The organism is Acetobacter lovaniensis (genome assembly GCF_014207635.1).
Taxonomy (GTDB): Bacteria; Pseudomonadota; Alphaproteobacteria; order Acetobacterales; family Acetobacteraceae; genus Acetobacter; species Acetobacter lovaniensis.
In genome coordinates, this window is the sequence record NZ_JACHIE010000004.1 from 56,771 (window position 1) to 80,599 (window position 23,829).

Consider the following 23,829-nt stretch of genomic DNA (forward strand, 5'->3'; position numbering starts at 1 on the left):
TGCAACACACAATACAGGGGGTATTAACCCATTGGAGTAGCGATAAGCGCATCCTCCAGCAGCCGGGCTACGCAGAAGCTACGTTACCATGCCAGAACGGCAACGCGCTGCCCCACAGGTAACGCCTCAGGAGCAGAGGAAACTTAACAGATGCCCTGCCCTATTTTGACCAGCAATCACTCTGTTCTGTCCTGACCACATTCAGTTGGTAAACTATAAAGCCCTGCTCCAGATAACCATTCAGTAACCAGAGCATCCCTGCACAAATATCCAGCATTCTTCTCAAACACTGACCCCCCTTCCCACACATGCACGGCATATCCTCTGGCAATTACGAACGCCGTTAATTGCTGGCCAGATTTTTATCTGACTTTGAAGGAGGCAAAACATGATTGAAAAGAAGGCTAAGGAAAATAGCCGTAAGAGCACCAACGGTAATCCCGCTCCCGAACACAATCCGCACCCATGATGGGAGGCTATCTGTAATATGCGGTTGAGCCGTAACAAGCATGCTCAATGCAACGCTGGCCCCCGCAATAATGATGTTACTATGATCATCAAAATCAACCTGACTTAAGATCTGAACACCGATCATTGCGACTGTTGCAAACATGGCAAGGGCAGCGCCCCCCAGTACCGGAGCCGGAATACTGGCGACAAGAGCCGCTGATACCGGAAAACTGCTGAGAATGATCATAATCACAGAGGCGGACACAATAACCCAACGGCTCCGCACGCCAGTCATACGCACCAGCCCAACATTCTCTGCATAACATGTATAAGGGAATGAGTTGAAAATACTGCCCAGAACAGTCGCCAAACCATCTGCCTGAATAGCAGAGGCAATATCATCAGCATGAATATCACGCTTTACAATTGAGCCAATGGCATAAACACCGGCAGATGTTTCGATCATGGCGATGATCATAACAACTGTCATCGACAGAATTGGAGCGATATGAAAAACAGGAAGCCCAAAATAAAATGGCTGAGTATAAGCCACCCAAGGCAGGGCATTATAATCATGCACTTTCATGTCACCCAGCATCATGGCAATGCCCGAACATAGAAGCAAACCCAACAGCACTGCTATGGTGGAAAAAAACCCGCGTAACACTCTTTGTAAGATGACAATCAGAAAAAAAGTACCCAACGCATAATAAATATTCCTGATATTAACAGAGCTCTGCATAATGCTCGGGCTCTGGCCACCAACAATATCATTTGCGGCTATGGGAAGCAGGGCAAGCCCGACGATAAGAATGGTTGATCCCATGACCACTGGCGGGAAAAACCTTACAATTTTGGAAAAATATTTTCCCGCTACAAACGCGAACAGACCCGCTATGAGAATTGCACCGTAAATCTCTCGCAATCCTTCTATTCCGCCACCTGCGGCTACACCAATGGTGACCATCGGCACCATGGCTGTAAAGGTAACACCCTGTAACAGCGGTAAACGGACACCAATTTTTCCAATACCAACTGATTGTATTAAAGACGCAATACCACATGTAAAAAGGTCAGCATTGATCAGGTGCAGCAGGTCATTTCTGGACAGGTTAAGTGCATTGGCCAGAATGATAGGCACAATAACCGCAGCGGCATAAAACGTGCAGACATGCTGAACACCATAGATAATCAGCTTGTTTAAGGGCAGCACTTCATCAACTGGATTATCCTGTGCTGATTTAGCCTTTGTTATACAACCTGACACACCTGCATTTGTTTCGCAGCACTTCATCCCAGTTCCTTCCGGCCATGTACGACTGAACTATGAGATTCAGGAAATCTTTTGATTATTGATCATGTTCTCTACTCACGATCAAAATGGAAAACATGAACTGACCTATTCAGCCTTAGCTCTGGTGCCCATACGTTGCCTGTAGCCTTTCCTGCAGATATTCGTAGCCACTCACAGGTGGGTAGTGCGCGCTTTCACCTTGCTGGCTGACAATTGGTTCAACCTGTGCATCCGCATCCGGGTCCAGAAAAAAGGCAATGGAATATCGCTCCCCTTCTGGGCGCAAAACACGATGGGGGGTGGAGACATACACATCGTTACTCCAGCGCATCAGGCAATCCCCAATGTTGCAGATAAACGTGCCGGGAATAAGTGGCGCATCCATCCAGTCACTCCCACGCGGGCGCACCTGCAGGCCGGACACACCATTAACGGCCAGAATGGTCACATTGCCATAATCCGTATGCGCCCCTGCCCCCGGAGCCTGGTCGGCACGTTTTGATAGAGAAGGCGGGTAACGCAGCAGACGCAGCGTTGCCATGGGGTTTTTGAACTTATCAACAAAAAAGTTCTCATCCACACCAAGGTCACGCGCAAAACCACGGTGCAAGGCCGCACCTATATCCAGACATGTTGTAAAATACGCCATCATCAGGTCCCGCCACCCCGGAAAATCGGGCCATACGTCTGCATCATCCACATTATGGGGGCTGATATTGAAGGCTTCCTTGTTATCGGGCAGGGATGTCGTATCAAGCCGCTCGACGCCCAGGCCAACATAACCCCGATTTTTGCCAAGCCTGCTCATGGCGACCTTTTCCTTGGCACTGGCAGGCTGGTTGAAGAAAATGCGTGAAGCTTCAAAAAGCCTGCTCATCATTTCAGGCGCAACACCGTGGCCGGTAATGTAAAAAAAACCGGCTTCACGGCATGCCCTGCCAAGAGCTGCAGCCACTACCTTACGCTCCGCACTGCTGCCATGCCGGAGTGCTGCAATATCAATAACAGGAATAGGGGGTACCATCGGACGTATCCTTTCAAACGCAGGACGTAAAGACAGATGCTGGTCGTCAGGCCGGCGGGTGGCGTCTCCCATAGTATGGGATGTCTGGCCATGAATACCGCGCTGCCGGATACTGCGTGGGCTCTGGCCATTCATCAGCCGGACCTCACGCGAGAGATGAAATGCCGATCCGTACCCGGTAATATCGGCAATACTGGCAAGCGACATGTCTGTATGCCGTATAAGACGCAAAGCCGCTTGGGCCCTTACGTTACGTAAATACCGTATAGGGGTCGTGCCCTGATGACGGCGGAACAGGTCGATCAGGTAAGGCGAGGTAACACCAGCCACGCTAGCCAGTGTCTCAAGAGATGGCTTTTCAGCATAATGCTGGTCGATATAGGATTTTGCCGCAATCAGGGAGGGCGGCATATGCCCGATAACGTCCTGCCCCGCCTCTATACGCCATGCCGCAAACAGGGCCTCGCCCAAAGCATTGCGCAATGTATCCAGCGTGGGCGAGCTATGCAGACCGCAGTTAATGCCCTCACGAAACAACGTGAGAATGCGCTGGGATGCGCGAACCCTGTCCCCCAGAAAATCACTTCTGGCAGGTAGGGCAGACTTGAGCAGCGGTGTTTCGCACCACATCACACGGCTGCCCGGAGCGTAGGTGGAGCGACGGCCTGTTCTGTTGATAAAAATACCGCATTCACCAGCATGCAGCTCGCGCCGGTTCCTATCAATAACCGTGCTCATGGCACCTGTTTCCAACAGGATCAGAGCAGCATAGGCACCACTGGTGACCCTGAACTCCCCTCCATCGGGGTAAGCCGTTTGACCAAACGAGAAATTGGCGCCACGCCTGATAAATGCGGTTTCCTGAATCTCTGACAGATCGAGCCTCCTCACATAGCGCACGACCTGAATTATAGTTATGATTCCGGAATGATAAATAGCTCAAATGGCTAAAAACATGTCCAGAATTAAGATATGGCGACCAAAGAAGACACTCACACCCAAAAGATCGGGCCTGTAACAAGCACGCTGGAATCTGGAAGATGCGGGCGGCCTGAAACACCGCCCGACTGGCCCTGCTTTACAAAGCGCTGATCACTTTAAGCCCTGCCAAAACGGCGTTGGGAATGACGGAAGTCTCTCCCGGACGCATCATGTATTCAAACTCAGGGGTCACTACCAGACCCGGCACGATGGGAATACCATAATACGCCTCCAGAATAGCAGAGTGAGTTTGAGGCGCATTTACATAAGCCCCCATGGACATGCCTGCCCACTGGCGTAATTGCTGCCCGTACGTTGTCCGGGGACTGAGTTGATAATAGGAATACATGACCCCGAACCGGTCAAACGGGCGTCCAGGAATAATCCCCAGCAAAGAGGCTCCAAAGTAGAACTCGTTGGAAAATGTAGAATTGCTTGGTGTATTATGAATAAATCCAGCCAGTACATAGCCACCCGCCATCTGGTGCTGACCATGACTGCGATAAACCATCTGATCCGTCTCGATATAAAACGTATCTCTGGGTTTTTCCTTATGCTTTTGCACCGACCCGGCAAACGCAGGTGGAACAATCCCGATCATATCAGCATAAGGGGAGGTATCATGCCCATATCCGATTTTGTAATGACCGGGCAGTTTACGCTCGCCAAAAAAGGGTTCCCAGGTCAGTTCCACAGGGGTCTGAATACCGGTATACGGCTCGCTCCCCCAGGCCCAGCCTGTATTATCAACCGCTTTTGGACCGATACGATACACGCCTGTTCTTAAGATCAGATCCCGCGTGGGGCGTATGCGGAATGTCCCACCCCACGATGTTTTGGGGTACACACTCCAACCCGCAGGTTCACGAATAGCCATAGGCGCGGAACACATGGTCATAAACGTGCAAAGCAACACTGATGTGGAATAGGTATGCGTGAGCGCAATACGCCCAAGGTTGATATTGATCCTCTTGTCCAGGAACGATTTTTCCACATAAAGATCGGCCAGACGTGCTGCGGCGGGGCCATGAATACTCCAGACCTCGGTCAGCAGAACATTGCGCTCACCCACATGATCCCACCCGACCTGCCGACCTTCGCGGTTCATAACAATTCCATGCAGGAACCAGCCATCCAGCGGCTTCCATTTCGTCAGCTTGCCCAGATCAAACAGCATGGCAATACGAACTTCGTGCGTATAGTCCATTCCTTTTGAAAGACCACCGCTCATATTCCCCATGCCCTCCCCCTTATAGGTCAGCTCAAAGCTGAAACCATGGTTGGCCAGACGATCCCGCAGCGGTTTCAGAGAGGGCATGAGGTTCCCGAAAGCCTGCTCGGAAACATAATAACCAGCACTAACGTCTCCCCGCCGCAAGGCATCTTCATTATGATTTAATAATGAGGAAATGCTTTCCGTCTGAAACAAAGGTTCCAGACGATCTTCCGCAATAGGCCGTTTACGTTTAACTGGCGGAGATGCAGCGCCATTCACCCCACTGGCCGCCACTCCCACAGATAAGGGTGGGGTTTTAACCTCTTGCGCCTTCACCTTGCAGGGAAGAGCCATCACCAGCAGAACAAGCCCAAAAGCTGCATGAGCTTTTGGCAGGAAACAGAAGATATTACACCGCAAAGCATAAACTTTGCAGCTATCATCCCAAAATGTGGGCATGGCTTTATCCAAAGCTGTAAGCCTCCCTTCCAATCCATACTGGAATAGAGGCACAACATTCCTGAATTTGAAGAATAAGGGCGCGTTTACGGCTTGCGTACGGCAGACAAGCCCACGGTCACTTTACTCTGCTGTTTCAGGTCCGGAAGAGCATGGGACATCATTTTATCAGACATTTTTTCTTTTTCTTATGACTGCTTTTTTACAAAATAAACCGGATTTTAAAAATTTTCAATTCACATTTTTGTCGCTTATTTGTAATAACAACCAGATATCATTCAGTCATTCATTTTTCATGACCAAAGATATAATCCCCGTCACGCACTGACATATCTCAAATTAATTCCTCCTAATTCGTGTAATATTTTCTGCACATTCCATTCTTATGAGAGATGAAACCCATCCAGCAGCAGCCGTAACTGCCTCGTCTCTTGCACCATGCCTTCGCTCGCCGTGGAAGTCCGTTCTGCCATGGCAGCGTTCTGTCGTGTACCTTCATCAATAGTTGCTACAGCGCCATTAACACTTTGCAATGCCGCAGCCTGCTCCCGTGCCGCGTCCTCTATTGCTTTGAGACGAGAACGAATTTCAAAAATACCAGAAATAATGAACTTCATATCCTCTCTCGCCTCTTTCATAATGGAAGCCCCCTGACTTACCTGCACCTGAGAAGCACTGGCCAACCCACGAACATCTCTGGAGGCCACCCCCGCGCGGTTCGCCAGTTCACGAATCTGCTGTGCAAGCACTTTAAACCCATTCCCTGCACCTGCTGCGCGAGCAGCTTCAACAGCCGTGTTGAGTGCAAGAATATTAGTCTGAATGGCAACCGCATCCATAATATCCGTAATTTTGTTAATAGCTTCAGTCGAACGTTCAATTTCCGCCATGGACTCATTCGCCCGATCAATCATGCCACCAAAGTGCTGGATGCTCTCCAGACAGTTTGCGACAAAATTATTGGCTTCAGACACACGGCTCGCCGTGGAACTGACCGTAGCAGTAATCTGCTCGACAGCAGCAGCGGTTTTCTCTACCGATGCCGACTGCCGTTCGGTACGCTGCGCCAGTTCGCCTGATGCAGCGCTGATTTCCTGTGTAACAACATCTATATTGTAAGCCGTATCACTTGCTACCTTCAAAGTAGTACGAAGAGCATGCAGGGCTGCATTCAAATTATCCCGTAATGGCAGATAAGGCTCCGGCACATTACTCTTCATATCCCGGGTCAGATTCTGCTCTGCAATCTCCTGAAGAACAGAACCAAAACTTTCAGCGACAAACACCTGTTCCTTGGATATGGCTTCATCCCGCAATGTTGCTCTCGATTTTTCAGCTTCAGCCAGATAAACTGAAATGGTCAGATCCATTTCAAAAAGTACTGCCTTACATAAACTGCTTATCTGGTGGGAAAGTTTTTTGGGAACCATCTTTTTTTTGTCAAACAGACCACCTCCAGGCAAAGCGCTGGCAACAATGGCATGAATAAGATGATCAAGGACAAGAGCATACCCACCAATGTACCATCTGGGTTCAAGTCCAATTCTTGCATGAATACTGCCAATCTGCCCCACATTCTGAGCATATTCCAGCCCGAAACTGGCCGATGAGATGTTTTTCCAGTGTTCCTGTTGCGCTGCCTTGGCCTGTTCAATATGTGTCTCGGACGAAAAAAACGTACTGGTTTGCGGAGTACGACGTACCTGCGTATAAAACCCGTCCAATGCCTGCGGAAGTTCCCTATCAATAATGGTTTTTATAGAACGAATAGCCTCACAGTCAGCTTCTGTCAGTCCCATGAACTGCCGACGGCACTCCAGATCGGAAAGGTTTTGTCCATCACTGACATGTGTGGTTGGAGTAATGATGGTCATGTTGTTTCCCCTATCCAGAAAAGGGTGGCTATTAAATCTCTACAGGAAGATAAAACTTGAAAAATATTTCACACTATTTTTCGATAGTGTTTATCCTCTCCTGACGGATGCTCCATAATCCAGGTATTAAGGGCTGCGGGAGGCATAGGTCTGCCAAACAGATATCCCTGCATGACATCACACCCCATTGAGCGCAGCATTTCTTCCTGAGAGCCCTCTTCCACACCTTCGGTCACAATTCTCACACCAAGTCTTTTACCAATGGTAATTGCCGCCTCTGTTACGATGAGAGAACTGATATTTTCTTCAAAATCCATAACAAAACTACGGTCAATCTTGAGTTCCGTCAGCGGCAGGGTGCTCAGACGTGACAGGGAGGAAAACCCCGTACCAAAATCATCCAACGAAAGCCCAACGCCAATCCCGCGTAGTGCAGACAATGTCGCCAGCGCTTCCGAACTCTGGCGCATCATTACACTTTCTGTAATTTCAATTGTCAGACGCTCCGGGGCCAGATGATAGGTGTCCAGTACATCCACAATCTGTTGCAATAGTTCGGAACTGGCAAAATGCCCGGCTGAAATGTTGACACTAACAACAGGCACCATAATCCCCTGCCGGTCCCATTGAGCAAGCTGCTGACACGCCTGAGTAATAGACCACCGACCGATCGCCTCAATCTGCCCGGTTTCCTCCGCTATTGGAATGAATCGGGAAGGAGGCACCGCGCCCAGAACCGGATGCTGCCAACGCGCCAGCGCCTCAACACCATGTAATCTACCGGTTATAACGCAGATCTGCGGTTGGTAAAATAATGATAACTCCGAATTCTGGATGGCTTTACGCAAAGCTGAACCCACGATAAGCCTAGACTGTACTTCACTGTCAGAAGCATTATCCAGAATACGGAAACTGCCGCGTGCCGTTTTTTTGGCCTCCAACATTGCCACTTCCGCGCGGTTGAGCACCTGCTCCACATCCCTGCTTTCATCCGGATACAGGCTTATCCCCGTGCTGACAGATACAATCAGTTCATGCCCGTTTATAATAATCGGTTCCTGCATGATCTCGATTAATGTTTCTGCAAAATTTCTGGCGGTATTCCTGTCTCCCCCGGGGATGATGATAACAAAGTCATCTCCCCCCAAACGTCCGGTTACAAAATTGCTCCGGCATTGCGCGGCCAGACGTTGCGCTACAATCTGAAGTAACAGATCCCCCTGATCGTAGCCCAGAAGGTTGTTAATATCCTGAAACAGATCAATATCCAGAACAAGCAGCGCAAATGGCCAACCGGCTGGCTGTGCCATCATGTTTTTAAGAATAATGGTTACTGCATTGCGGTTGAGCAAACCTGTTAGCGAGTCATACCGGTCCAGGCGATGCAACTTCTGTCTCGTTTTTCCGCGCTCAATAATCGCGGCACATGACGGAACACACCCCGAAACAATTTTTTGCGGCCAGTTGGTAATTTTGTCCTTATTCCGTGAGTAGAGCGCAAAAATACCAATTGGAGAGCCCCCGCCGTCACACACAGCTGAAGCCCAGCAATCCAGCAACCCGACTTCCTGCTCCACGGTACTGGCGTTTTGCCAGACAACCGTTCTGGCTTCCTCCGGGTGCGTGCGCAGGGCGATCATATCCGCCTCGGACAATGTCATGCGTGTTAACATTCTACCCTTACGCCGTGGCAGACTTTCACCAGACAATATCTCAAGACCACGCTCCGGCGTGATCTGCAACAGCACAGCCACGCTGTTGAGCACCAGCTTTTCGGCCTCGGCACAAAGCATGTCGGCAATATCCTGCTCTGTCGCTTTTCCTACCAGTTCCGTAAAAACCTTGTTCTGTATGTTTATAAGCTTTTTACGATGGCTCTCTTCCGTAACTCCCTTTACAATCGCCATATAATAACGCTTATGCGTAGGCGCGAAAGTAATGGCTGAAACAGACATCTCGGCCACCGCATAATCACCGGCACTGCGTGTAAAGGTAATCTCGCGCGACGTACCGACAATACGGTCAAGACCTGTTGCACGATTATGGGCAATATAGTCATCATGTCTGGCGCGATGTTCGAGTGGCACCAGACATTTAACATTCTGCCCCATGACCTCCGCAGCTTCATACCCCCATAGACGCTCGGCTGCGGTATTAAAAAAAATGATGTTATTTTCATCATTGATGATAATAACACCGTCAGCCGCCTGCTTGAGTATTTCGTAATACATATTTCCACAATGTTCGACGGGCAGGATATCTGATTTTGTTTCGATCATGAAAAATATCCACCATTAACACTTGCAGGAACGCACTCAACACCGGCTCCGTTATACTTCCTTTATTTGGAAAAATTATTATCCCTTACAACAGAATTGGATTCTGTCATGGATAAATACTCCCCAGACAATTCTATAATCTTAAAATAAGACGCAAAAATGATGCCATAGTGTGTTTTATCTTAACATTGCTTTCCATGATTGTTCATTCAATACACTCATCAATCCTTCAATGATCACATTTGGAGGAAAGAGGCCGTATCAACACCTGAATATCCCGTGGTTTCGCAAAATAAGGATGGGACGTGACCAGAATACTTGCTCCGGCCCGCACATAATCTGCCGCATTATCGGGCCCTACCGCTCCCGCAGCCGCCAACAATGGCACGGGCTGGTTTGGGGCCAAACCATTGAGGAAGGTCCTGAGCTTTTTAACATCCTGCAACGAGAATTTTTCCAGTTGCAGAATATCTGCTCCAGTTTCCAGAAAAACCATAGCTTCCTCGACCGAGGTCACCTCCACAACAATCTTGCGTTCTGGCAAACTCTGCTTGAGGTGCTTCACGGCTTCGCGTCCATCTTCGGGCAGAAAAGCACGATGCTCGGGAAATACCAGAACAGTTTCTGACAAACCCGCACGGTGTACAACCGCGCCACCCGCCATAATGGAACGTATAGCAAGTCCGCGCATACCTGGCGGGGCTTTACGGGTGCAGGCTACAACCACATCGGGCCTTACCGCCCGTGCTGCCTGCACAATATCATGGGTATCACTTGCAAGCCCTCCAGCCCATTCCATAAGTGTCTGGGCCTGCTTCCAGGCCAGAAACAAAGCATCTGCTGATCCTTCTACCTGCAAAATCTGTTCCCCCGCAGGCATCCATTGCCCTGAGGGGGCACTAAAACAGACATGTCCCCCAACGTGGCGGAAGAGTGCGGCAGCCACCTCGCTACAGGCAACAACCTGTGGCATCCGTGCGGTAAAGCTGATCCGTGCCCCTTGCCCGCCAAAGCCCAGAGCGCGGGTTGTCAGGTCTCCGCACGGAGCATCCTCTGCCAATATTGCATCCAGCAGACTTGTTGGCACATGGAACATTGGTCACCCAAACTTGAAGAGTACGCCAAACCCACCACGCGGATAATTCCACTCGATCTCGCCCGTGTTCTGGCACACAACACGGCATGTCCCGCACTCCATGCAGCCATCCGCTACAATTTCCACCTGTCCGTGTTCATTCTGACTGTAACAGCCAGCTGGACAGACATGCACCATGGCTTTCAGTTCTTCCGATGGTGTTTCATGCGGGACGACATGAATATGTGGCTTCCCTGTATCAACCACATAGCGGTTCTGAAACAGTCTGTTTTCAACATCGTCGCTCATCGCCATGCCCTCGCCAGTTTAACAGCATCACCCAAAAGCCCAAGGCCACGCACACGCCAGGCCGATTTTACAATCTCGTTTTCCTTGGTCTTCTTGTCCCGCCCATCAACACGGAACCATGTCTGAGCGGCTCCGTTCATCAGGCGGGGATACGTATCCATGATCGTGCTCCCCTGCTTTTCCAGCATTCTGGGAACATCCTTGTATTTTTTCATGTCTTTCATGACAAACGAGTCATCAAGCCTCTGCCGGTAGGCTCCAAGGGCCTTTTTGGTACAGGCCTGCCCGCGTTTGTTAAGCATAATAATGGTTTCTGCCGCAAACCGCCCTGTTGTCATGGCAAGGTTTGAACCTTCCCTATGCACGGCGTTTACAAAATGCCCGGCATCACCCACGCAAATCCAGCCATCTCCCACCAGGTCCGGAATAGCCCTGTATCCACCTTCTGGAATCAGATGTGCGGCATATTCCTTCATTTCCGAGCCTTCCAGCAACCCCCGGATGGAAGGATGCGCCTTGAACCGATCCAGAAGCTGGTATGGTGAATCCTTGCCAATGCGGCTCAACTCACTCACCAGACACCCGATCCCAATGGAAATGGACTCCCTGTTGGTGTACAAAAACGCGGTGCCGATCATGCCATCGGTAATCGTGCCCATGGCCTCAATAACGACACCTTCATCTCCTGTAATATTGAAACGGCTTTCAATCGTCTCCTGGGGTAGAAAATGCATTTCCTTGACCGCCAGCGCCACGTCTTCTGGACGCAGTTCCGAGCGCAACCCTGATCTTTGCCCGACCAGACCATTCACACCTTCGGCCAGCACGACCACATTGGCGTAAAAACCCTCGCCCTCACGGTCAGTCTGTACGCCTATCACCTGCCCGCCCGGATCACGCAGCAGACTTGTGGCAGTCGTTTCGTACAGGACCGTAGCCCCCGCATCTCGCACCTGACGATTGAACCACTTATCAAACTGGGCGCGGATGATGGTATAACGATTTGGCAGATCCTCATTATAATCATCGCTTCTATGATGCATGCCCGTATGGCCACGATCATCCATCATCCATATCCGCTGCTCAACGATATGCCGTTCCAATGGCGCTTCCTCGCGGAAGTCGGGAATCATCTGTTCCAGCGCGTCCGAGTATAGAATGGCACCTTGCACGTTTTTGGAACCAGAATATTCCCCACGCTCAATCTGGAGCACATTCAGCCCTGCATTCGCCATGGTATATGCGGCGGAATTTCCCGCAGGGCCTGCTCCGACCACAATGGCGTCAAATACAACTTTACTCATGGCTGTCTTATCTCCCTCAACCAGCTAAGCGGTTGACAAGCAGACGCTGGCGAAAAGCCTCGGTCAGCAATGGCAAAAGAGTAACCGCATCCGCGACAACTCCAAGATGGGCAAAATCAAAAATCGGGGCATTAGGGTCCGTATTGATCGCGACAATCATGTCCGCGCCTTCCACACCAACCCGATGCTGAATGGCCCCCGAAATTCCAGCGGCAATGTACAGCTTGGGCCGGATGGTCTTGCCGGTCTGCCCGATCTGACGGTCAGCCCCGATCCAGCCTTTTTGCACAAGAGGACGTGAGCCACCCCAGTCCCCCCCCAGAACTGCCGCGAGCTTGCGCACAAGTTGAATGTTCTCTTCCGAGCGCAGGCCCATCCCCCCCGCGACCACAATATCCGCAAAGGCTAGCCCGGACGCTTCCGAAGCATCATCGGGCAGAAAACTCAGCACCTTGGTAACAATGCTGTCTTCCTGCAGGTCTGGCGTATAGGGCACAACCCGGCCCTCGCGCCCTTCTACGGGTTTGGGCATGGCCATGACACGAGGGCGGATGGTTGCCATTTGTGGTCGATAATTCAGCGTATGAATGGTGCAAAGGAGGGAGCCGCCAAATGTTGGCCGTGTGGCTGCCAATGAGCGTTCATCATCAATTGCCAGTTCCGTACAATCCGCCGTCAAGCCGGTTTTGAGTGTGGTGGCCACAGACCCGGCCAGATCGCGCCCCAGAACGGTCGCACCCAGCAACATGATCTCGGGCTGGTACTTCAGCACCAGTTCGGTCATGACTTTTGTGTAAGGCTGGTTACGGTACTGCGCGAGAACGGGATGGTCGACCAGATAAACAAGGTCCGCCCCATAGGCAAAGCAGCTTCCGGTCGCGTCATTCAGCCCATGCTCACCACTACCAAGCAGCACACCCGCCAGTTCCACACCAAGCTGGTCAGCCAGTTTCCGGCCCTCACCCAGCAGTTCGAGAGAAACAGGGTGAATACGCCCGAGCTCAAATTCGATAAAAACCCAGACATGCTTGTAAGACCGGAAATGTTCCGGCAGTTCTTTTTTCATGCCAGCGCGCGAGCCTGAAGCGCCAGCGACCGGGGTTTGTGAAGTATTCATGGTCGCCCTTTTCCTTTCACGGCGTCAGCGCCGCTCAATACCCGCCAGCTGCGCTGATCAGGTCTTCCTCCAGTGCTGGCTGCCGCGCAAAAATGGCGTCAATCAACGCCGCGGCTGTGGCACTGCCACCACCTGTTGCGGGAATCATGTCTGCTTTTTCGGATCGGGCCGCAGGCGCAAATACCCGCTTGACCACTGTGGGTGAACCACGCAGACCACATAGGGACAGATCCGTAATACCAACGGCTGCCGCGTTCCACTGGGTGATCTTTGCCTGTGCGGCGCGTAGCACGTCAGACTGGGTACCCCGGCGGATATGGTTGCTCCCTTCAAGCATGGTAATCATGGCTGGCAGACGGGAGGTCAGCACCTGCACACCATGATCCGCCCGGCGACGCACCGTAATGCTGCCTTTTTCCGGATCAATCTCATCAATGGCAGACACGTAGGTTAATTGAGAAAGCCCCAGACGCTGGGCTATACCCGGGCCGACCTGAGCTGTATCACCATCAATGGTCTGCTTGCCACAAAACACGATCTGGGGCATGCCCTCTTCTTCAGCGGCTTTTTCAATCAGCCTGGCCAAAGCATAGCTTGTCGCCAGTGTATCGGACCCTGCAAAAAAACGGTCTGTCAGCAGCAGGCCACGGTCTGCGCCATAACCGAGTGCTTTACGCAAACTTTCGGACGCCATGGGCGGCCCCATGGTCAGCACTGTCACCGTGCCCCCAAAACGGTCACGCAAACGTAGCGCTTCTTCCAGCCCGAACAGGTCATAGGGGTTTATAATTGTCGGCACACCTTGCCGCATGATGGTGTTTGTAACCGGGTGCACACGAATTTGTGCGCTATCCGGAACCTGTTTAATGCAGACAAAGATACGCATCGCCCTACTTCCTTTTATCTGTCCTTCCCCGTGATCCCCGCAAGCCGCATGCCATTCCGATGCCATGCGCCAGAAAAACCACCTTTTTGATCCAAGATACCAACAGAGGAAATATTCACCTTCCTCCATGTCGGAAAAACGACAAATAAGGTCTTATTTTTTCACACTTCCAGATTATGTCTTACTGCCTTCCGTCAGTTCCGCCACAACAGTCAGATCTTCCAGCCCCACCATGATCTGACGGGACGGACGTATGGCATCGCGATGTACCTTGAACGAACGTTCGGCTATGGGCGTGGATACGACAAAGTCCTGATAGGCACGCGACAAAAGCGTACGGCACCGTTCGCGTACCATTGCTTCATCCAGTTCCGTGTCCAGTCCCTGTTCATCCAGATAGGAGCGCATGCGCCGCAGAATATGCAGCCGTGCCACATTCAGCACGGTAGGGTCATAGGGAACACCAAGCTGCTCGAAAAATTCCTCGGCGGCTGAAAGACGACGGAGTTCTTGTAAAACCTGCATTGTTCACTTTTCCTTCTAACATCGACGCTTCAGGCCGCACGGCATTGTAAGCCTGAGAACAAAAGTGCGATTTCATCCAAAGTGATGGCTCTTTTGCGTTGTTCGGCCAGATGGCGCACGGCCTGTAGCAATTGTGTGGCGGCACCATCGCACGCTTGCAGGCCTAAACAGGCCAGTGCATGCTTGATGGCCGCCCGCCCGGAGTGCTTGCCAAAAACAATCTCGCGTTCACGGCCTAGCTGTACGGGGTCCAGAGCTTCGTAGGTATTCACATCACGCAGCAGGCCCGACACATGAATACCGGATTCATGGCGAAATACCGATGAGCCCACTACGGCCTTGCCTTCGGGAATACAACGGCCAGACGCCTGTGCCACAAGCTGCGCCAGAGCCGTCAGGCGCAGCAGGTCCACACGCGTCTCACACCCAAGAAAACGGGGGGCAGCCAATACCAACTCTTCCAGTGGGGCATTCCCTGCCCTTTCCCCCAGACCCAGAACAGTCACACTTGCAACATCTGCCCCCGCCCTGAGAGCCGCAAGCGTATTGGCCGTCGCCAGACCGTAATCATCATGACCATGAAATTCTATTTCCAGCTCCGTCTGCTCACGAAGCCGGGTTATGGCTGCAAAGGCTGCAAAGGGGTCCAGAACACCCAATGTATCAGCGTAACGGAAACGCATGGCACCTGCCTGCCCGAGCATTCCAACAAAATCAGCCAGAAAGCCCGGTTCAGCCCGGCTGGCGTCCTCCCCCCCCACCGACACCATGAGCCCCATATCCACTGCCCGCGCAACAATATCGCGCGTCATATCCAGCACATGCGCAGGTGTTGTGCGGTACTTTGCCGCAATCTGCATTGGAGACGTAGAAGCCGAAAGATGTACACTGCCGAGCCCCGTCGCCCGCGCCAGAGCAAGATCCCCTGACACCATCCGGCACCAGGGAATAACCCGCGCGCGGGTAACGGAACGCCCGATCTGTTCCAGAATTGCCTGTTCTTCAGGCCCCATGGCAGGGGTGCCAGCCTCAATCTCATCCACCCCTGCCTCATCCAGCAGACAGGCTATTGCCAATTTCTCAGCCGGAGTAAACGCAACACCCGGCGCCTGTTCGCCATCACGCAGGGTGCTGTCATTCAGTTTCAGGCGGCATGAAGACCGTTTGAGCGGCTTGGCTGTCATGTCTCGCGCCCTTTATCTCATTAAGAAAAATCAGGCATAGCTGGGCGTAAATGCACTTCGTGTTGCTGACGCGCCATCCCAGAATGGGGACATGCCACGCAAGGTCTCGACAATGCCGGGCATGACCTCCAGCACATGCTCGACATCCTCCGGCGTATTCTCCCGGGACAGGGAGAAGCGGATTGCACCATGCGCGGCCGTATAAGGCACTTTCATTGCCCGCAGAACATGCGAAGGCTCCAAGGACCCGGACGTACAGGCAGACCCCGAAGACGCCGCGATACCTGCCTTGTTGAGCAGTAGTAGAATACCTTCGCCCTCTATGTATTCAAACGCGATATTGCTTGTATTGGGCAAGCGGCGTTCGGGATCACCCGTAACCATTGCGTGCGATATCCGCTGGAGCAGGCCACTTTCCAACCTGTCGCGCAGGGCACGCACTCGCGTATTTTCCTCATCCAGATGCGTGCGAGCCAGTTCGGCGGCAACACCCAGTCCGATAATGGAGGGTGCATTTTCCGTTCCCGCGCGCCGTCCCCGTTCCTGATGACCACCCCGGATCATGGGGCGCAGCCGCACACCACGGCGCACATACAGTGCGCCAATGCCTTTGGGTGCATGAAATTTGTGACCAGAAAGCGAAAGCATGTCGATTTCGGACGTTTTCAGATCCATGGGCACCTTACCCACAGCCTGCACCGCATCCGTATGGAACAACGCCCCTGCCTCGTGCGCAAGTTCAGCCAGTGTTTCCACATCGAACAGATTGCCGGTTTCGTTATTGGCCCACATGATGGAAGCAATGGCTGTGCGTGGCCCCAGCGCTTTGCGGTAAGCATCCATATCCAGCCGCCCGCGAGAATCCACGCCAATATAATGAACTTTTACACCCCGTGCTTTTTCAAGCCATGCGCAAAGTGCCAAAATGGCGGGGTGTTCCACGGCGGATGTCACAATTTCGTTGCGACCAGCCTGAGTTTCCAGCGCGGAAAGGAGAGCCATATTATCCGCCTCCGTTCCACAGCCTGTATAAACAATCTCATGATCAAATTCCGTACCCAGCAATGCCTGAAGCTGACGCCGCGCGTGTCTGATGGCCGTTCCAACATCGGCACCAAATGCATGAATTGATGAGGCATTGCCAAACTGCTCGGTAAAATAAGGCAGCATGGCGTCCACCACACGCGGGTCAACCCGCGTAGTCGCATTATTGTCGAGATAGACCGGCTTCATCTGCTTTCCCCCACTCGTGGCCGGTGACCCTCCGGCGCATTTTTTGTCATCACCTCATGGAACACATGGCAAACATCAATGACCGGCTGGCACCGGAATAACCCGAACCGGCTCACCCAGCCGCTCGGCCAGACGCTGCTGAATGCCCTGCACCGTAACGGATGCAAGCTGGCAGTTCACACAGGCACCACTAAGCCGGACCATCACCTTGTTGCCGTCCACATCCACCAGTTCACAATCCCCGCCATCGCCTTGGAGAACCGGACGCAATTCGGTCAGCACCTCCTCCACCGCACGGATACGCTGCACTGTGGTCAATCTGGCGGGAGCTGTCGGTGTGCTCAGTTCAACAAGGGGAGAAGTCTTGCGCGCCGCGCGCCGCGTAGGGGGCAGCGCCCCTGCCACAAAGGCATCCCGCGCATCCAGCACACCCTCGCTCACCATTGCCGCGTTAATACGCTCCAGAGCCTCCTCAACCGTCTCTGCACAGGTGGAGCAACTTGCCGTTGCCTTGGTGTACTGGGCGACCTGCTCCATGCTGGTCAGATTATTGTTGCGTACCGCACGCTCAAGCATGCCTTCATCAACACCAAAGCATTTGCACAGCAGAGCGCCTTCTTCATGGTCATCCTCCCATGTTTCGCCCCGATAATTGGCAACGGCGGCACGCAGGGCCTCATACCCCATGACCGAACAGTGCATTTTTTCCGGCGGCAGACCACCCAGAAAATCGGCAATGTCCTGGTTCGTAATCTTCAGAGCCTCATCAACCGTTTTGCCGACGATAATTTCCGTCAGGGCTGAGGAGGACGCAATGGCGGACCCGCACCCGAATGTCTGGAACCGTGCACTGGTAATACGGTCCGTGTCGGGATCAACCTGAATCATCAGTTTTAGCGCATCCCCGCAGGCAATGGCTCCGACCTCACCCACACCATTGGCGTCCTCTATGACCCCAACATTCTTTGGGTTGAAAAAATATTCTTTAACCTTATCGGAATATTCCCACATGACCCCTTACTCCCGTTCCCCCCGCCAACAGGGATTTTAATTAAAAGACTTCCCACAGGAGCATTTGGATGCCGCGTTCGGGTTATCGAATGAAAATCCGGATTGCTCGAGGGAGACCACAAAATCAACCGTTGTGCCCTCAAGGTGCGGACTGCTCTCGCGATCTACAAAAACCTTCACGTCATCACAAAGAACAACAATGTCGTCTTTCTCTGGCGCAGAGACCAGACCCATCATATATTTAAAGCCCGAGCACCCACCGGCTTCAACCATGATACGGATGCCTTCCGCCGGGTTACTTGAACCGGCAATGGCTGAGCGCACGGCATCGCGCGCTGCATTGGTCAACTGGATCATTTTCCCCTCCGCCTCAATTCTTTTCCTCAAAAGAAATGTCGCAAGGATCGTGCCAGAACCGCCTGCCTGCATGGCAAAAAATAATATGTGCTGTGCGACCATGAGAACAGCCCGTGCATACGACAAACACAGACTACGGGAATATATATCAGAATGAAAAAGACGTTTATTTTTATGGAAGTAAACAACGCTGTTCCGTTTGTAACGTGAGTACACGCGTTATGAGCGGAATGCGACACAAAGCGCCATCAGGGGAAACACCGGATGATTATATGAGAGCGACGAACCAGCCTGAACAACTCAATCGGTCCCTTTTCGGATGCGCGCCATGCGGCTTTCACCGCTTTCATCCCCGAAACAGTCCTCAAAATCATCGCATTCCGCACAGACCGGAACACTACACAGCCGAAACCCTTCATCACGGCAGATCATACGAAAAAGAAATTTTTTCCATTTCATGTCTCCCGTGTTGCGGCTGGCCAATGGTTCAAAATGCCGTTCCATAAGCCAGGACAATTCCCGCCGTGAGCGTAGCCCCAGATCCTGCCATAAATGGTTGGGCGCCATGGCGCGCCTCGCCACCATATCGGCCAACAGCAGCTCGCGCTCCTCCCCCGTGGTGGCTCTGCGCAAAAGATCGCGCAGGCAGCTTTCATCTTCATCCAGTATGGGCTCGACCTGACTTTCAAAAGATTCAAAAAGCGCATGAACGGATGGAAACACCTGTCCTACCAGCTGGCTCAGGCGCACCCCGCCAACTCCCAGCGTTTCCGATGGCAGACAGTTACGCTCTCTGGCATCCGCCAGACCAACAGCCAATATGGAAGCCAGAACATGCGCATCAAATCCTTCGCACATGTCCCCATGAACAGCCGCCATCAACCAGGCATGAATATCTGCTGCTCCCATAACCAGTTCCTCCGGGCTTATCAGGCTGCTATGTGAGTCTGGCAATTCGTGGGGCATACTCTGGCGCAGGCACCACACCCCACACACGCACCAGCATCCTCCATGGCCATGACGCGACGATCAATATCGTCTTCATCTTCCTCGTCATCAACAATTTCGCCCTCGTCATTTACACCACGCAGGGTCATGACACCGCGACCACACACCTTGTAGCAGCGGCCACAGCCAATACACACCGCAGGGTCTATGGCGTCCAGATAGGAAGGACTCCAACTACGGCCGTCCCGGGTTGTTGCACTCATATTCAAACCCCTTTTTCTTCCAGCGCACGTAATGCCGTGCGGCGCGCCTCCAACATGGCGTAGGCATCGTGCGCACGGGCAGCCACCTCGGGAATATTGGTCCAGCCGACAGGCAGGTCTTCTGACAGATCATGCAGATCCATTTTCGCCTTGACTGCCCGTGACGAAAGTTTTTTTATTTCCGCACGAAGTTCTTCAATATCATCCATTATAATACCCTCTTCTCACGCTTTGGCGACTTCGGGATATTCCCTGATAATATCAAGAGCCATCTGCACGGCTTTCGTACCCTCCCGCGCAAGGACGCCAAGATTCTCAAAACCGAAGCGATGCACATCACGCAGTGTTTTTGAAAAAATGACCAGCCTGCCAGTCGTCAGGATCACACGGCCAAAACCTTCATGGCTCATTTTCATCATGGGAGAGGCCATCAGACCACACTCCTGTTCCACAGCAAGACCAACGGCCTGATAAAAGTGCTCCACACGAGAGACAACATCCGGATCAGGATCGCTGATGATAGGCATGGCGCGTTTTTCTTCCCGGCTGACAACATAATCACGCAGCAGCCATTCATCCGGCTTGTTTTCCCATGCGCCAAAGGAATCTTCTGCACGGATACGTCCGATTAACGCCTTCAAAAAGGGACTTTTCATTGGGTCTTCTTCCTGCACCAACGTTGCAGGTGACACTTGGTGAGACATATCAATCATCCTCGTCCAGAAAATCCATTGACCGTTTAACGCCCATGGCCTTGCGCAACCACGGTGGAGGATTGCCCACCATCATGGCCTGTACCCGCTCAATGACCGAAGAAATGCTTTCGGGGTTCAAAAGCTTGACCGGGTGAATATGCGCCCGCACGACCTTGGCTGCTGCCGGACCACCGATTGCGAGCACAAACAGCAGGTTACACCCGGCCAGCGCTTCCACCTTGGGGCCAATGCGGTCATCCCCTTCGGTCTGGTGCGCTCCACTTTCGTCCGAAACATCATCAAACGCCACGGCTTCCACAAAGCGTGCGTTGTGTGGCGTAACATCCCATATTGCAAAGCGCTGGGCCGAACCGAAATGCGCATTCAGGGACTTCATGTCCCGCGTGGCAATGGCAATCCGCAGGCGTGGAGCGTCCTGCGGCAGATCGTCCTGCGGGCCGTTCTGTGCTGTTTCAATGAGTTGCAAATGTACCGCTGGCATGACGCCCCTCCTCAGTAATAATGACTGGTGCTGGAATGGCACTTTCAAAATCTTCCGGCCCGCACGCATGGCTCTCATCAAGGAACTGATTGGCCACCCGGAAGATCAGTGAACGCGTGCCGCGATAACCCACTGTTTCCTCATGCGAGACACCAAGCCGGTCAAAGATTGGAAAGCCAACGCGCATAAGCGGAACTCCAAGCCGGGCCGCTGCCTGTCGGCCGTGGCTATGCGTCACCAGAAGATCCGCACCCGCCTGCGCGGCACCATCTTCCAGATCCACAAGATCACCCACAACAACAGTCTCAACAGGGATGTGCTGAAGGCTGCGATTCCCCCCCGTGGACGCAATGGCTGTGACGATCGATGCGCCCATGCCTGAAAAAAACTGCGCAAGGCTGAACAGAAGGTCCGGATCAGCAGCAATAGCCACCCTCTTGCCGCCAAAATGAAAATGCCCATCCAGCATGGCGTCAACCAGTTGCGCGCGCTGCCTGCGCAACCGACCCGGCACGGGCCTGAGCGAAAGACGCGCCAGCAAAGAAACCAGACGGTCTGATGGCTCCAGACCCGTGAGTGTTGGAAACACCGTTGCAGGCACACCGGTTACGGCTGTCAGAGTATCTGCTGGCGCACGCATATGCTCGCCAATAGCAATGGTATGTACCGCGCGCGCCATATTCGCAATTTCCGACAACGATGTGCCACCAAGGGAGGTCGGCACCCAGCTTTCGGCGATATGACCATCAAGCGAATAGGAAATATCGGGCAGAATAACCGGATAAAATCCAAAACTTTCAATAATTTCACGCAGGGCTTCAATATCAGCCGGAGTCTGGTGCACACCGGGCAAGACATTGATCTGCTGAAATGCACGGATGGAAGGAGACCACGGTTCGACCAGACTGTTAATGATCGCGGTGGTCGCGCTTGCCCAGCCTTCCTCCAGCGCGCCAGCATAATCGGGGGTGGAGGCCAGAACCACCTTTGTCTCCGCCAGTTCAGGATTCCGCTCCATAATCAGGCGTAGATCACCCTCACTATCCTCCCCGCGCGTTTCCACCAACGCCGTGGTGGCAACCCCGATAAAACCAGGCTTCATCCGCCGGACCAGCGTTAGAAGAGCCTCCTCCAGATTGGAAGCTCCCCCCAGAACCGTGGCCACCTCATCCATGGCTGTTGTCTGAAGGGGAATGGCTTCCTTGAAGTGCCTTACCGACAGAACCAACGCAAAAGAGGTACATCCCTGCGCGCCATGGAACAGAGGGATGCCCTTTTCAATACCCAGGTAAGCAAGGGCGGCCCCCAGAGGAGCTGATGATTTGAGCGGGTTGAGAGAAGCCGCCTTACGGCGCTGGATAATGGTCGCCATTGTTTTCTCCCTTATCCGATGGGTACGAGGGCGGGTACACCCTCATCATCAAATCCTGTCTCGCCGTCTTCCTGCTCCCATGGAGCCAGTCGCCTGACATCCTTCCAGACCGGGTTGGACAGCGATGCATCCAGTTGGCGCACAAGAGTGACCATGCCATCGTACCCGGCAAAGGCATGGTGGCGTTCCTGATTAATATCCAGCCATGGAGTGCGCGCTTTAAGCGCAACAAATTGCGTTCTTCCGCCCGAAAGAAGAATATCCGCATCCCCCCTGCGCAGTTGGGCATACATCTCACGCGGGGGAATGGAGTTCACCATATGCGCGTCTCCACCCATAAGGTCTTTTATTTTCTGTTTGTCATTATCGGTAGATTTACGAACAGAAGTGCTGACAATCACCATCCCCATTTCCTGCAGGGCAGAGACGATTGACCAGGATTTAACCCCACCCGTATAAAGTAGGACCCGCTTGCCTGCCAGCCGAGAGCGATAAGCATCCAGCCTGCTCCAGGCTCTTTTTTCTTCCGCTTCAATCAGGTTCTCGGCACGCACAATCAGTCCGGCATCTGCCCCCTGTGCAACCAGCAGCCGAGCCAGAGTGCGCAAAGCCTCCGATGTATCGCTAATTCCATAAAAAGAGCCTTCAAAATAGGGAATTCCCCATCGCTCTTCCATTTTGCGGGCGACATTGATCAAAGCCGTGGAGCAGACCATCATGTTTACCCGTGCACGATGCGCGGTGGCGACCTCACGGTAACGGGCATCCCCCGTAATACAGGCATTTAACCGAATACCCAGTTGCTCCAGAAGGGGTTTGACCTGCCACAACTCCCCTGAAAGATTATAGTCTCCTAAAATATTGATGTCCGTTGGCGTCGTAACCTCGGGCTCCATGGTCCCGATCACATGGTCAAGCAAAGCCTCACCAGCCAGTTTATTCCCAAGATTTTTAGAACCAACAAAACCCGGTGCGTTAACAGGAATACAGGGAATACCAAACTTCTCTGTCGCGTGGCGGCACACGGCGTTAATATCGTCACCAATCAGGGCCGTCACACAGGTTGAATAGACAAAAATGGCGGGAGGAGCATAACGCTCCACAACCTCACGCATGGCGCGATAAAGCCGCTTTTCGCCATTGCCCATAATAATATCGGTTTCTGTAATATCAGTTGTCGCACCAATACGGTACAACGTCGGGCCAGACGACGCTGCATGGCGGTTATCCCAGCCATTCCCCTCACAGGCCAATGGGCCATGCACCAGATGCACAACATCCGTTATAGGCTGGAGTGCAATTTTGGCACCGTCAAACGCACATCCCCCGGCCGCAGCTCCGGGCTGAAGCGGCTTGGAGCATCCCTTTTTACGCGCCTTCTCACCTTTGGCGACGTTCGTGTTGCAACCTGGCTCATCAAAGAGCGCGGTTATCTTCGCGTTCAGGGACTCCGCCATGCCCATTCTCCTAT

Annotated in this window: 22 protein-coding genes; all 22 read right to left on the reverse strand. The window is 52.7% G+C overall.

The genetic code is table 11. The annotated features are described in order from the left end of the window. Positions 1-343 precede the first annotated feature (343 nt). The 22 genes from HNR55_RS06155 to nifE all read right to left on the reverse strand — a co-directional run bounded on the left by HNR55_RS06155 (position 344) and on the right by nifE (position 23,815). Positions 344-1,744: a nucleobase:cation symporter-2 family protein gene (locus HNR55_RS06155; protein ID WP_166114186.1), complete on the reverse strand. Its 1,401-nt coding sequence runs from the start codon at positions 1,742-1,744 to the stop codon at positions 344-346. Between the two features lie 115 nt (positions 1,745-1,859). After that, entirely contained in the window at positions 1,860-3,659 is a 1,800-nt protein-coding gene (locus tag HNR55_RS06160; protein WP_166114183.1) for a 2-oxoglutarate and iron-dependent oxygenase domain-containing protein, read from the reverse strand. 187 nt (positions 3,660-3,846) lie between these two features. Beyond that, on the reverse strand, positions 3,847-5,319 hold the full coding sequence (locus tag HNR55_RS06165; protein ID WP_166114307.1) for a carbohydrate porin: 1,473 nt from the start codon (positions 5,317-5,319) through the stop codon (positions 3,847-3,849). A gap of 488 nt (positions 5,320-5,807) precedes the next feature. Further along, a complete protein-coding gene (locus tag HNR55_RS06170; RefSeq protein WP_166114179.1) occupies positions 5,808-7,298 on the reverse strand; it encodes a globin-coupled sensor protein in 1,491 nt (496 codons plus the stop codon). 68 nt (positions 7,299-7,366) lie between these two features. Then, positions 7,367-9,577, reverse strand: coding sequence for a sensor domain-containing protein (locus HNR55_RS06175; protein WP_166114176.1), 2,211 nt, complete (start codon positions 9,575-9,577; stop codon positions 7,367-7,369). Between the two features lie 229 nt (positions 9,578-9,806). Then, on the reverse strand, positions 9,807-10,673 hold the full coding sequence (modD, locus tag HNR55_RS06180) for a ModD protein (protein ID WP_166114173.1): 867 nt from the start codon (positions 10,671-10,673) through the stop codon (positions 9,807-9,809). Between the two features lie 3 nt (positions 10,674-10,676). Continuing rightward, positions 10,677-10,961 (reverse strand): ferredoxin family protein, encoded by a 285-nt coding sequence (locus HNR55_RS06185; RefSeq protein WP_166114170.1) that lies wholly within the window; start codon positions 10,959-10,961, stop codon positions 10,677-10,679. After that, positions 10,958-12,265 carry an FAD-dependent monooxygenase gene (locus HNR55_RS06190; protein ID WP_166114167.1) on the reverse strand — a complete coding sequence of 436 codons (1,308 nt, stop codon included), beginning with the start codon at positions 12,263-12,265 and terminating at the stop codon, positions 10,958-10,960. The genes HNR55_RS06185 and HNR55_RS06190 overlap by 4 nt, the downstream gene beginning before the upstream one ends. A gap of 16 nt (positions 12,266-12,281) precedes the next feature. Then, positions 12,282-13,382, reverse strand: coding sequence for an electron transfer flavoprotein subunit alpha/FixB family protein (locus tag HNR55_RS06195; protein WP_166114164.1), 1,101 nt, complete (start codon positions 13,380-13,382; stop codon positions 12,282-12,284). A gap of 34 nt (positions 13,383-13,416) precedes the next feature. Continuing rightward, positions 13,417-14,268, reverse strand: coding sequence for an electron transfer flavoprotein subunit beta/FixA family protein (locus HNR55_RS06200; RefSeq protein ID WP_166114161.1), 852 nt, complete (start codon positions 14,266-14,268; stop codon positions 13,417-13,419). A 174-nt stretch (positions 14,269-14,442) separates the two neighbouring features. Continuing rightward, positions 14,443-14,793, reverse strand: coding sequence for a nitrogenase stabilizing/protective protein NifW (gene nifW / locus HNR55_RS06205; protein ID WP_166114158.1), 351 nt, complete (start codon positions 14,791-14,793; stop codon positions 14,443-14,445). A 29-nt stretch (positions 14,794-14,822) separates the two neighbouring features. Beyond that, entirely contained in the window at positions 14,823-15,977 is a 1,155-nt protein-coding gene (gene nifV, locus HNR55_RS06210; RefSeq protein WP_166114155.1) for a homocitrate synthase, read from the reverse strand. Positions 15,978-16,007: 30 nt separating this feature from the next. Further along, positions 16,008-17,210 carry a cysteine desulfurase NifS gene (gene nifS / locus HNR55_RS06215; protein ID WP_166114152.1) on the reverse strand — a complete coding sequence of 401 codons (1,203 nt, stop codon included), beginning with the start codon at positions 17,208-17,210 and terminating at the stop codon, positions 16,008-16,010. A 75-nt stretch (positions 17,211-17,285) separates the two neighbouring features. Beyond that, positions 17,286-18,221: a Fe-S cluster assembly protein NifU gene (nifU, locus tag HNR55_RS06220; protein ID WP_166114149.1), complete on the reverse strand. Its 936-nt coding sequence runs from the start codon at positions 18,219-18,221 to the stop codon at positions 17,286-17,288. Between the two features lie 36 nt (positions 18,222-18,257). Beyond that, entirely contained in the window at positions 18,258-18,680 is a 423-nt protein-coding gene (locus tag HNR55_RS06225) for a HesB/IscA family protein (RefSeq protein WP_242005516.1), read from the reverse strand. Between the two features lie 198 nt (positions 18,681-18,878). After that, positions 18,879-19,487, reverse strand: a complete 609-nt coding sequence (locus tag HNR55_RS06230; RefSeq protein ID WP_166114146.1) for a nitrogen fixation protein NifQ — start codon at positions 19,485-19,487, stop codon at positions 18,879-18,881. Between the two features lie 20 nt (positions 19,488-19,507). Continuing rightward, complete coding sequence (gene fdxB, locus HNR55_RS06235) at positions 19,508-19,789, reverse strand: ferredoxin III, nif-specific (protein WP_166114141.1); 282 nt, start codon at positions 19,787-19,789, stop codon at positions 19,508-19,510. 2 nt (positions 19,790-19,791) lie between these two features. Then, positions 19,792-19,998, reverse strand: a complete 207-nt coding sequence (locus HNR55_RS06240) for a CCE_0567 family metalloprotein (protein WP_166114138.1) — start codon at positions 19,996-19,998, stop codon at positions 19,792-19,794. Between the two features lie 15 nt (positions 19,999-20,013). Then, positions 20,014-20,445: a NifX-associated nitrogen fixation protein gene (locus HNR55_RS06245; RefSeq protein ID WP_242005515.1), complete on the reverse strand. Its 432-nt coding sequence runs from the start codon at positions 20,443-20,445 to the stop codon at positions 20,014-20,016. Positions 20,446-20,494: 49 nt separating this feature from the next. Next, positions 20,495-20,986: a nitrogen fixation protein NifX gene (nifX, locus tag HNR55_RS06250; RefSeq protein ID WP_166114132.1), complete on the reverse strand. Its 492-nt coding sequence runs from the start codon at positions 20,984-20,986 to the stop codon at positions 20,495-20,497. Beyond that, positions 20,958-22,358 (reverse strand): nitrogenase iron-molybdenum cofactor biosynthesis protein NifN, encoded by a 1,401-nt coding sequence (gene nifN, locus HNR55_RS06255; protein ID WP_166114129.1) that lies wholly within the window; start codon positions 22,356-22,358, stop codon positions 20,958-20,960. The genes nifX and nifN overlap by 29 nt, the downstream gene beginning before the upstream one ends. A gap of 11 nt (positions 22,359-22,369) precedes the next feature. Then, positions 22,370-23,815 (reverse strand): nitrogenase iron-molybdenum cofactor biosynthesis protein NifE, encoded by a 1,446-nt coding sequence (gene nifE / locus HNR55_RS06260; protein WP_166114126.1) that lies wholly within the window; start codon positions 23,813-23,815, stop codon positions 22,370-22,372. Positions 23,816-23,829 lie beyond the last annotated feature (14 nt).

Bases quoted from the DNA above. Each gene is read 5' to 3' on its own strand.
- HNR55_RS06230 (WP_166114146.1), bottom strand. From the start codon at position 19,487: ATGGGAGCAGCAGATATTCATGCCTGGTTGATGGCGGCTGTTCATGGG.
- HNR55_RS06225 (WP_242005516.1), bottom strand. From the start codon at position 18,680: ATGGTCGCACAGCACATATTATTTTTTGCCATGCAGGCAGGCGGTTCT.
- nifW (WP_166114158.1), bottom strand. From the start codon at position 14,793: ATGCAGGTTTTACAAGAACTCCGTCGTCTTTCAGCCGCCGAGGAATTT.
- modD (WP_166114173.1), bottom strand. From the start codon at position 10,673: ATGTTCCATGTGCCAACAAGTCTGCTGGATGCAATATTGGCAGAGGAT.
- HNR55_RS06190 (WP_166114167.1), bottom strand. From the start codon at position 12,265: ATGAGTAAAGTTGTATTTGACGCCATTGTGGTCGGAGCAGGCCCTGCG.
- nifV (WP_166114155.1), bottom strand. From the start codon at position 15,977: ATGACAGCCAAGCCGCTCAAACGGTCTTCATGCCGCCTGAAACTGAAT.
- HNR55_RS06175 (WP_166114176.1), bottom strand. From the start codon at position 9,577: ATGATCGAAACAAAATCAGATATCCTGCCCGTCGAACATTGTGGAAAT.
- nifN (WP_166114129.1), bottom strand. From the start codon at position 22,358: ATGGCGACCATTATCCAGCGCCGTAAGGCGGCTTCTCTCAACCCGCTC.
- nifE (WP_166114126.1), bottom strand. From the start codon at position 23,815: ATGGCGGAGTCCCTGAACGCGAAGATAACCGCGCTCTTTGATGAGCCA.
- HNR55_RS06240 (WP_166114138.1), bottom strand. From the start codon at position 19,998: ATGGATGATATTGAAGAACTTCGTGCGGAAATAAAAAAACTTTCGTCA.
- HNR55_RS06195 (WP_166114164.1), bottom strand. From the start codon at position 13,382: ATGAATACTTCACAAACCCCGGTCGCTGGCGCTTCAGGCTCGCGCGCT.
- HNR55_RS06185 (WP_166114170.1), bottom strand. From the start codon at position 10,961: ATGAGCGACGATGTTGAAAACAGACTGTTTCAGAACCGCTATGTGGTT.
- fdxB (WP_166114141.1), bottom strand. From the start codon at position 19,789: ATGAGTGCAACAACCCGGGACGGCCGTAGTTGGAGTCCTTCCTATCTG.
- nifS (WP_166114152.1), bottom strand. From the start codon at position 17,210: ATGAAGCCGGTCTATCTCGACAATAATGCGACTACGCGGGTTGACCCG.
- HNR55_RS06165 (WP_166114307.1), bottom strand. From the start codon at position 5,319: ATGGCTCTTCCCTGCAAGGTGAAGGCGCAAGAGGTTAAAACCCCACCC.
- HNR55_RS06170 (WP_166114179.1), bottom strand. From the start codon at position 7,298: ATGACCATCATTACTCCAACCACACATGTCAGTGATGGACAAAACCTT.
- nifX (WP_166114132.1), bottom strand. From the start codon at position 20,986: ATGCCAGCGGTACATTTGCAACTCATTGAAACAGCACAGAACGGCCCG.
- nifU (WP_166114149.1), bottom strand. From the start codon at position 18,221: ATGTGGGAATATTCCGATAAGGTTAAAGAATATTTTTTCAACCCAAAG.
- HNR55_RS06155 (WP_166114186.1), bottom strand. From the start codon at position 1,744: ATGAAGTGCTGCGAAACAAATGCAGGTGTGTCAGGTTGTATAACAAAG.
- HNR55_RS06200 (WP_166114161.1), bottom strand. From the start codon at position 14,268: ATGCGTATCTTTGTCTGCATTAAACAGGTTCCGGATAGCGCACAAATT.
- HNR55_RS06245 (WP_242005515.1), bottom strand. From the start codon at position 20,445: ATGAAAAGTCCCTTTTTGAAGGCGTTAATCGGACGTATCCGTGCAGAA.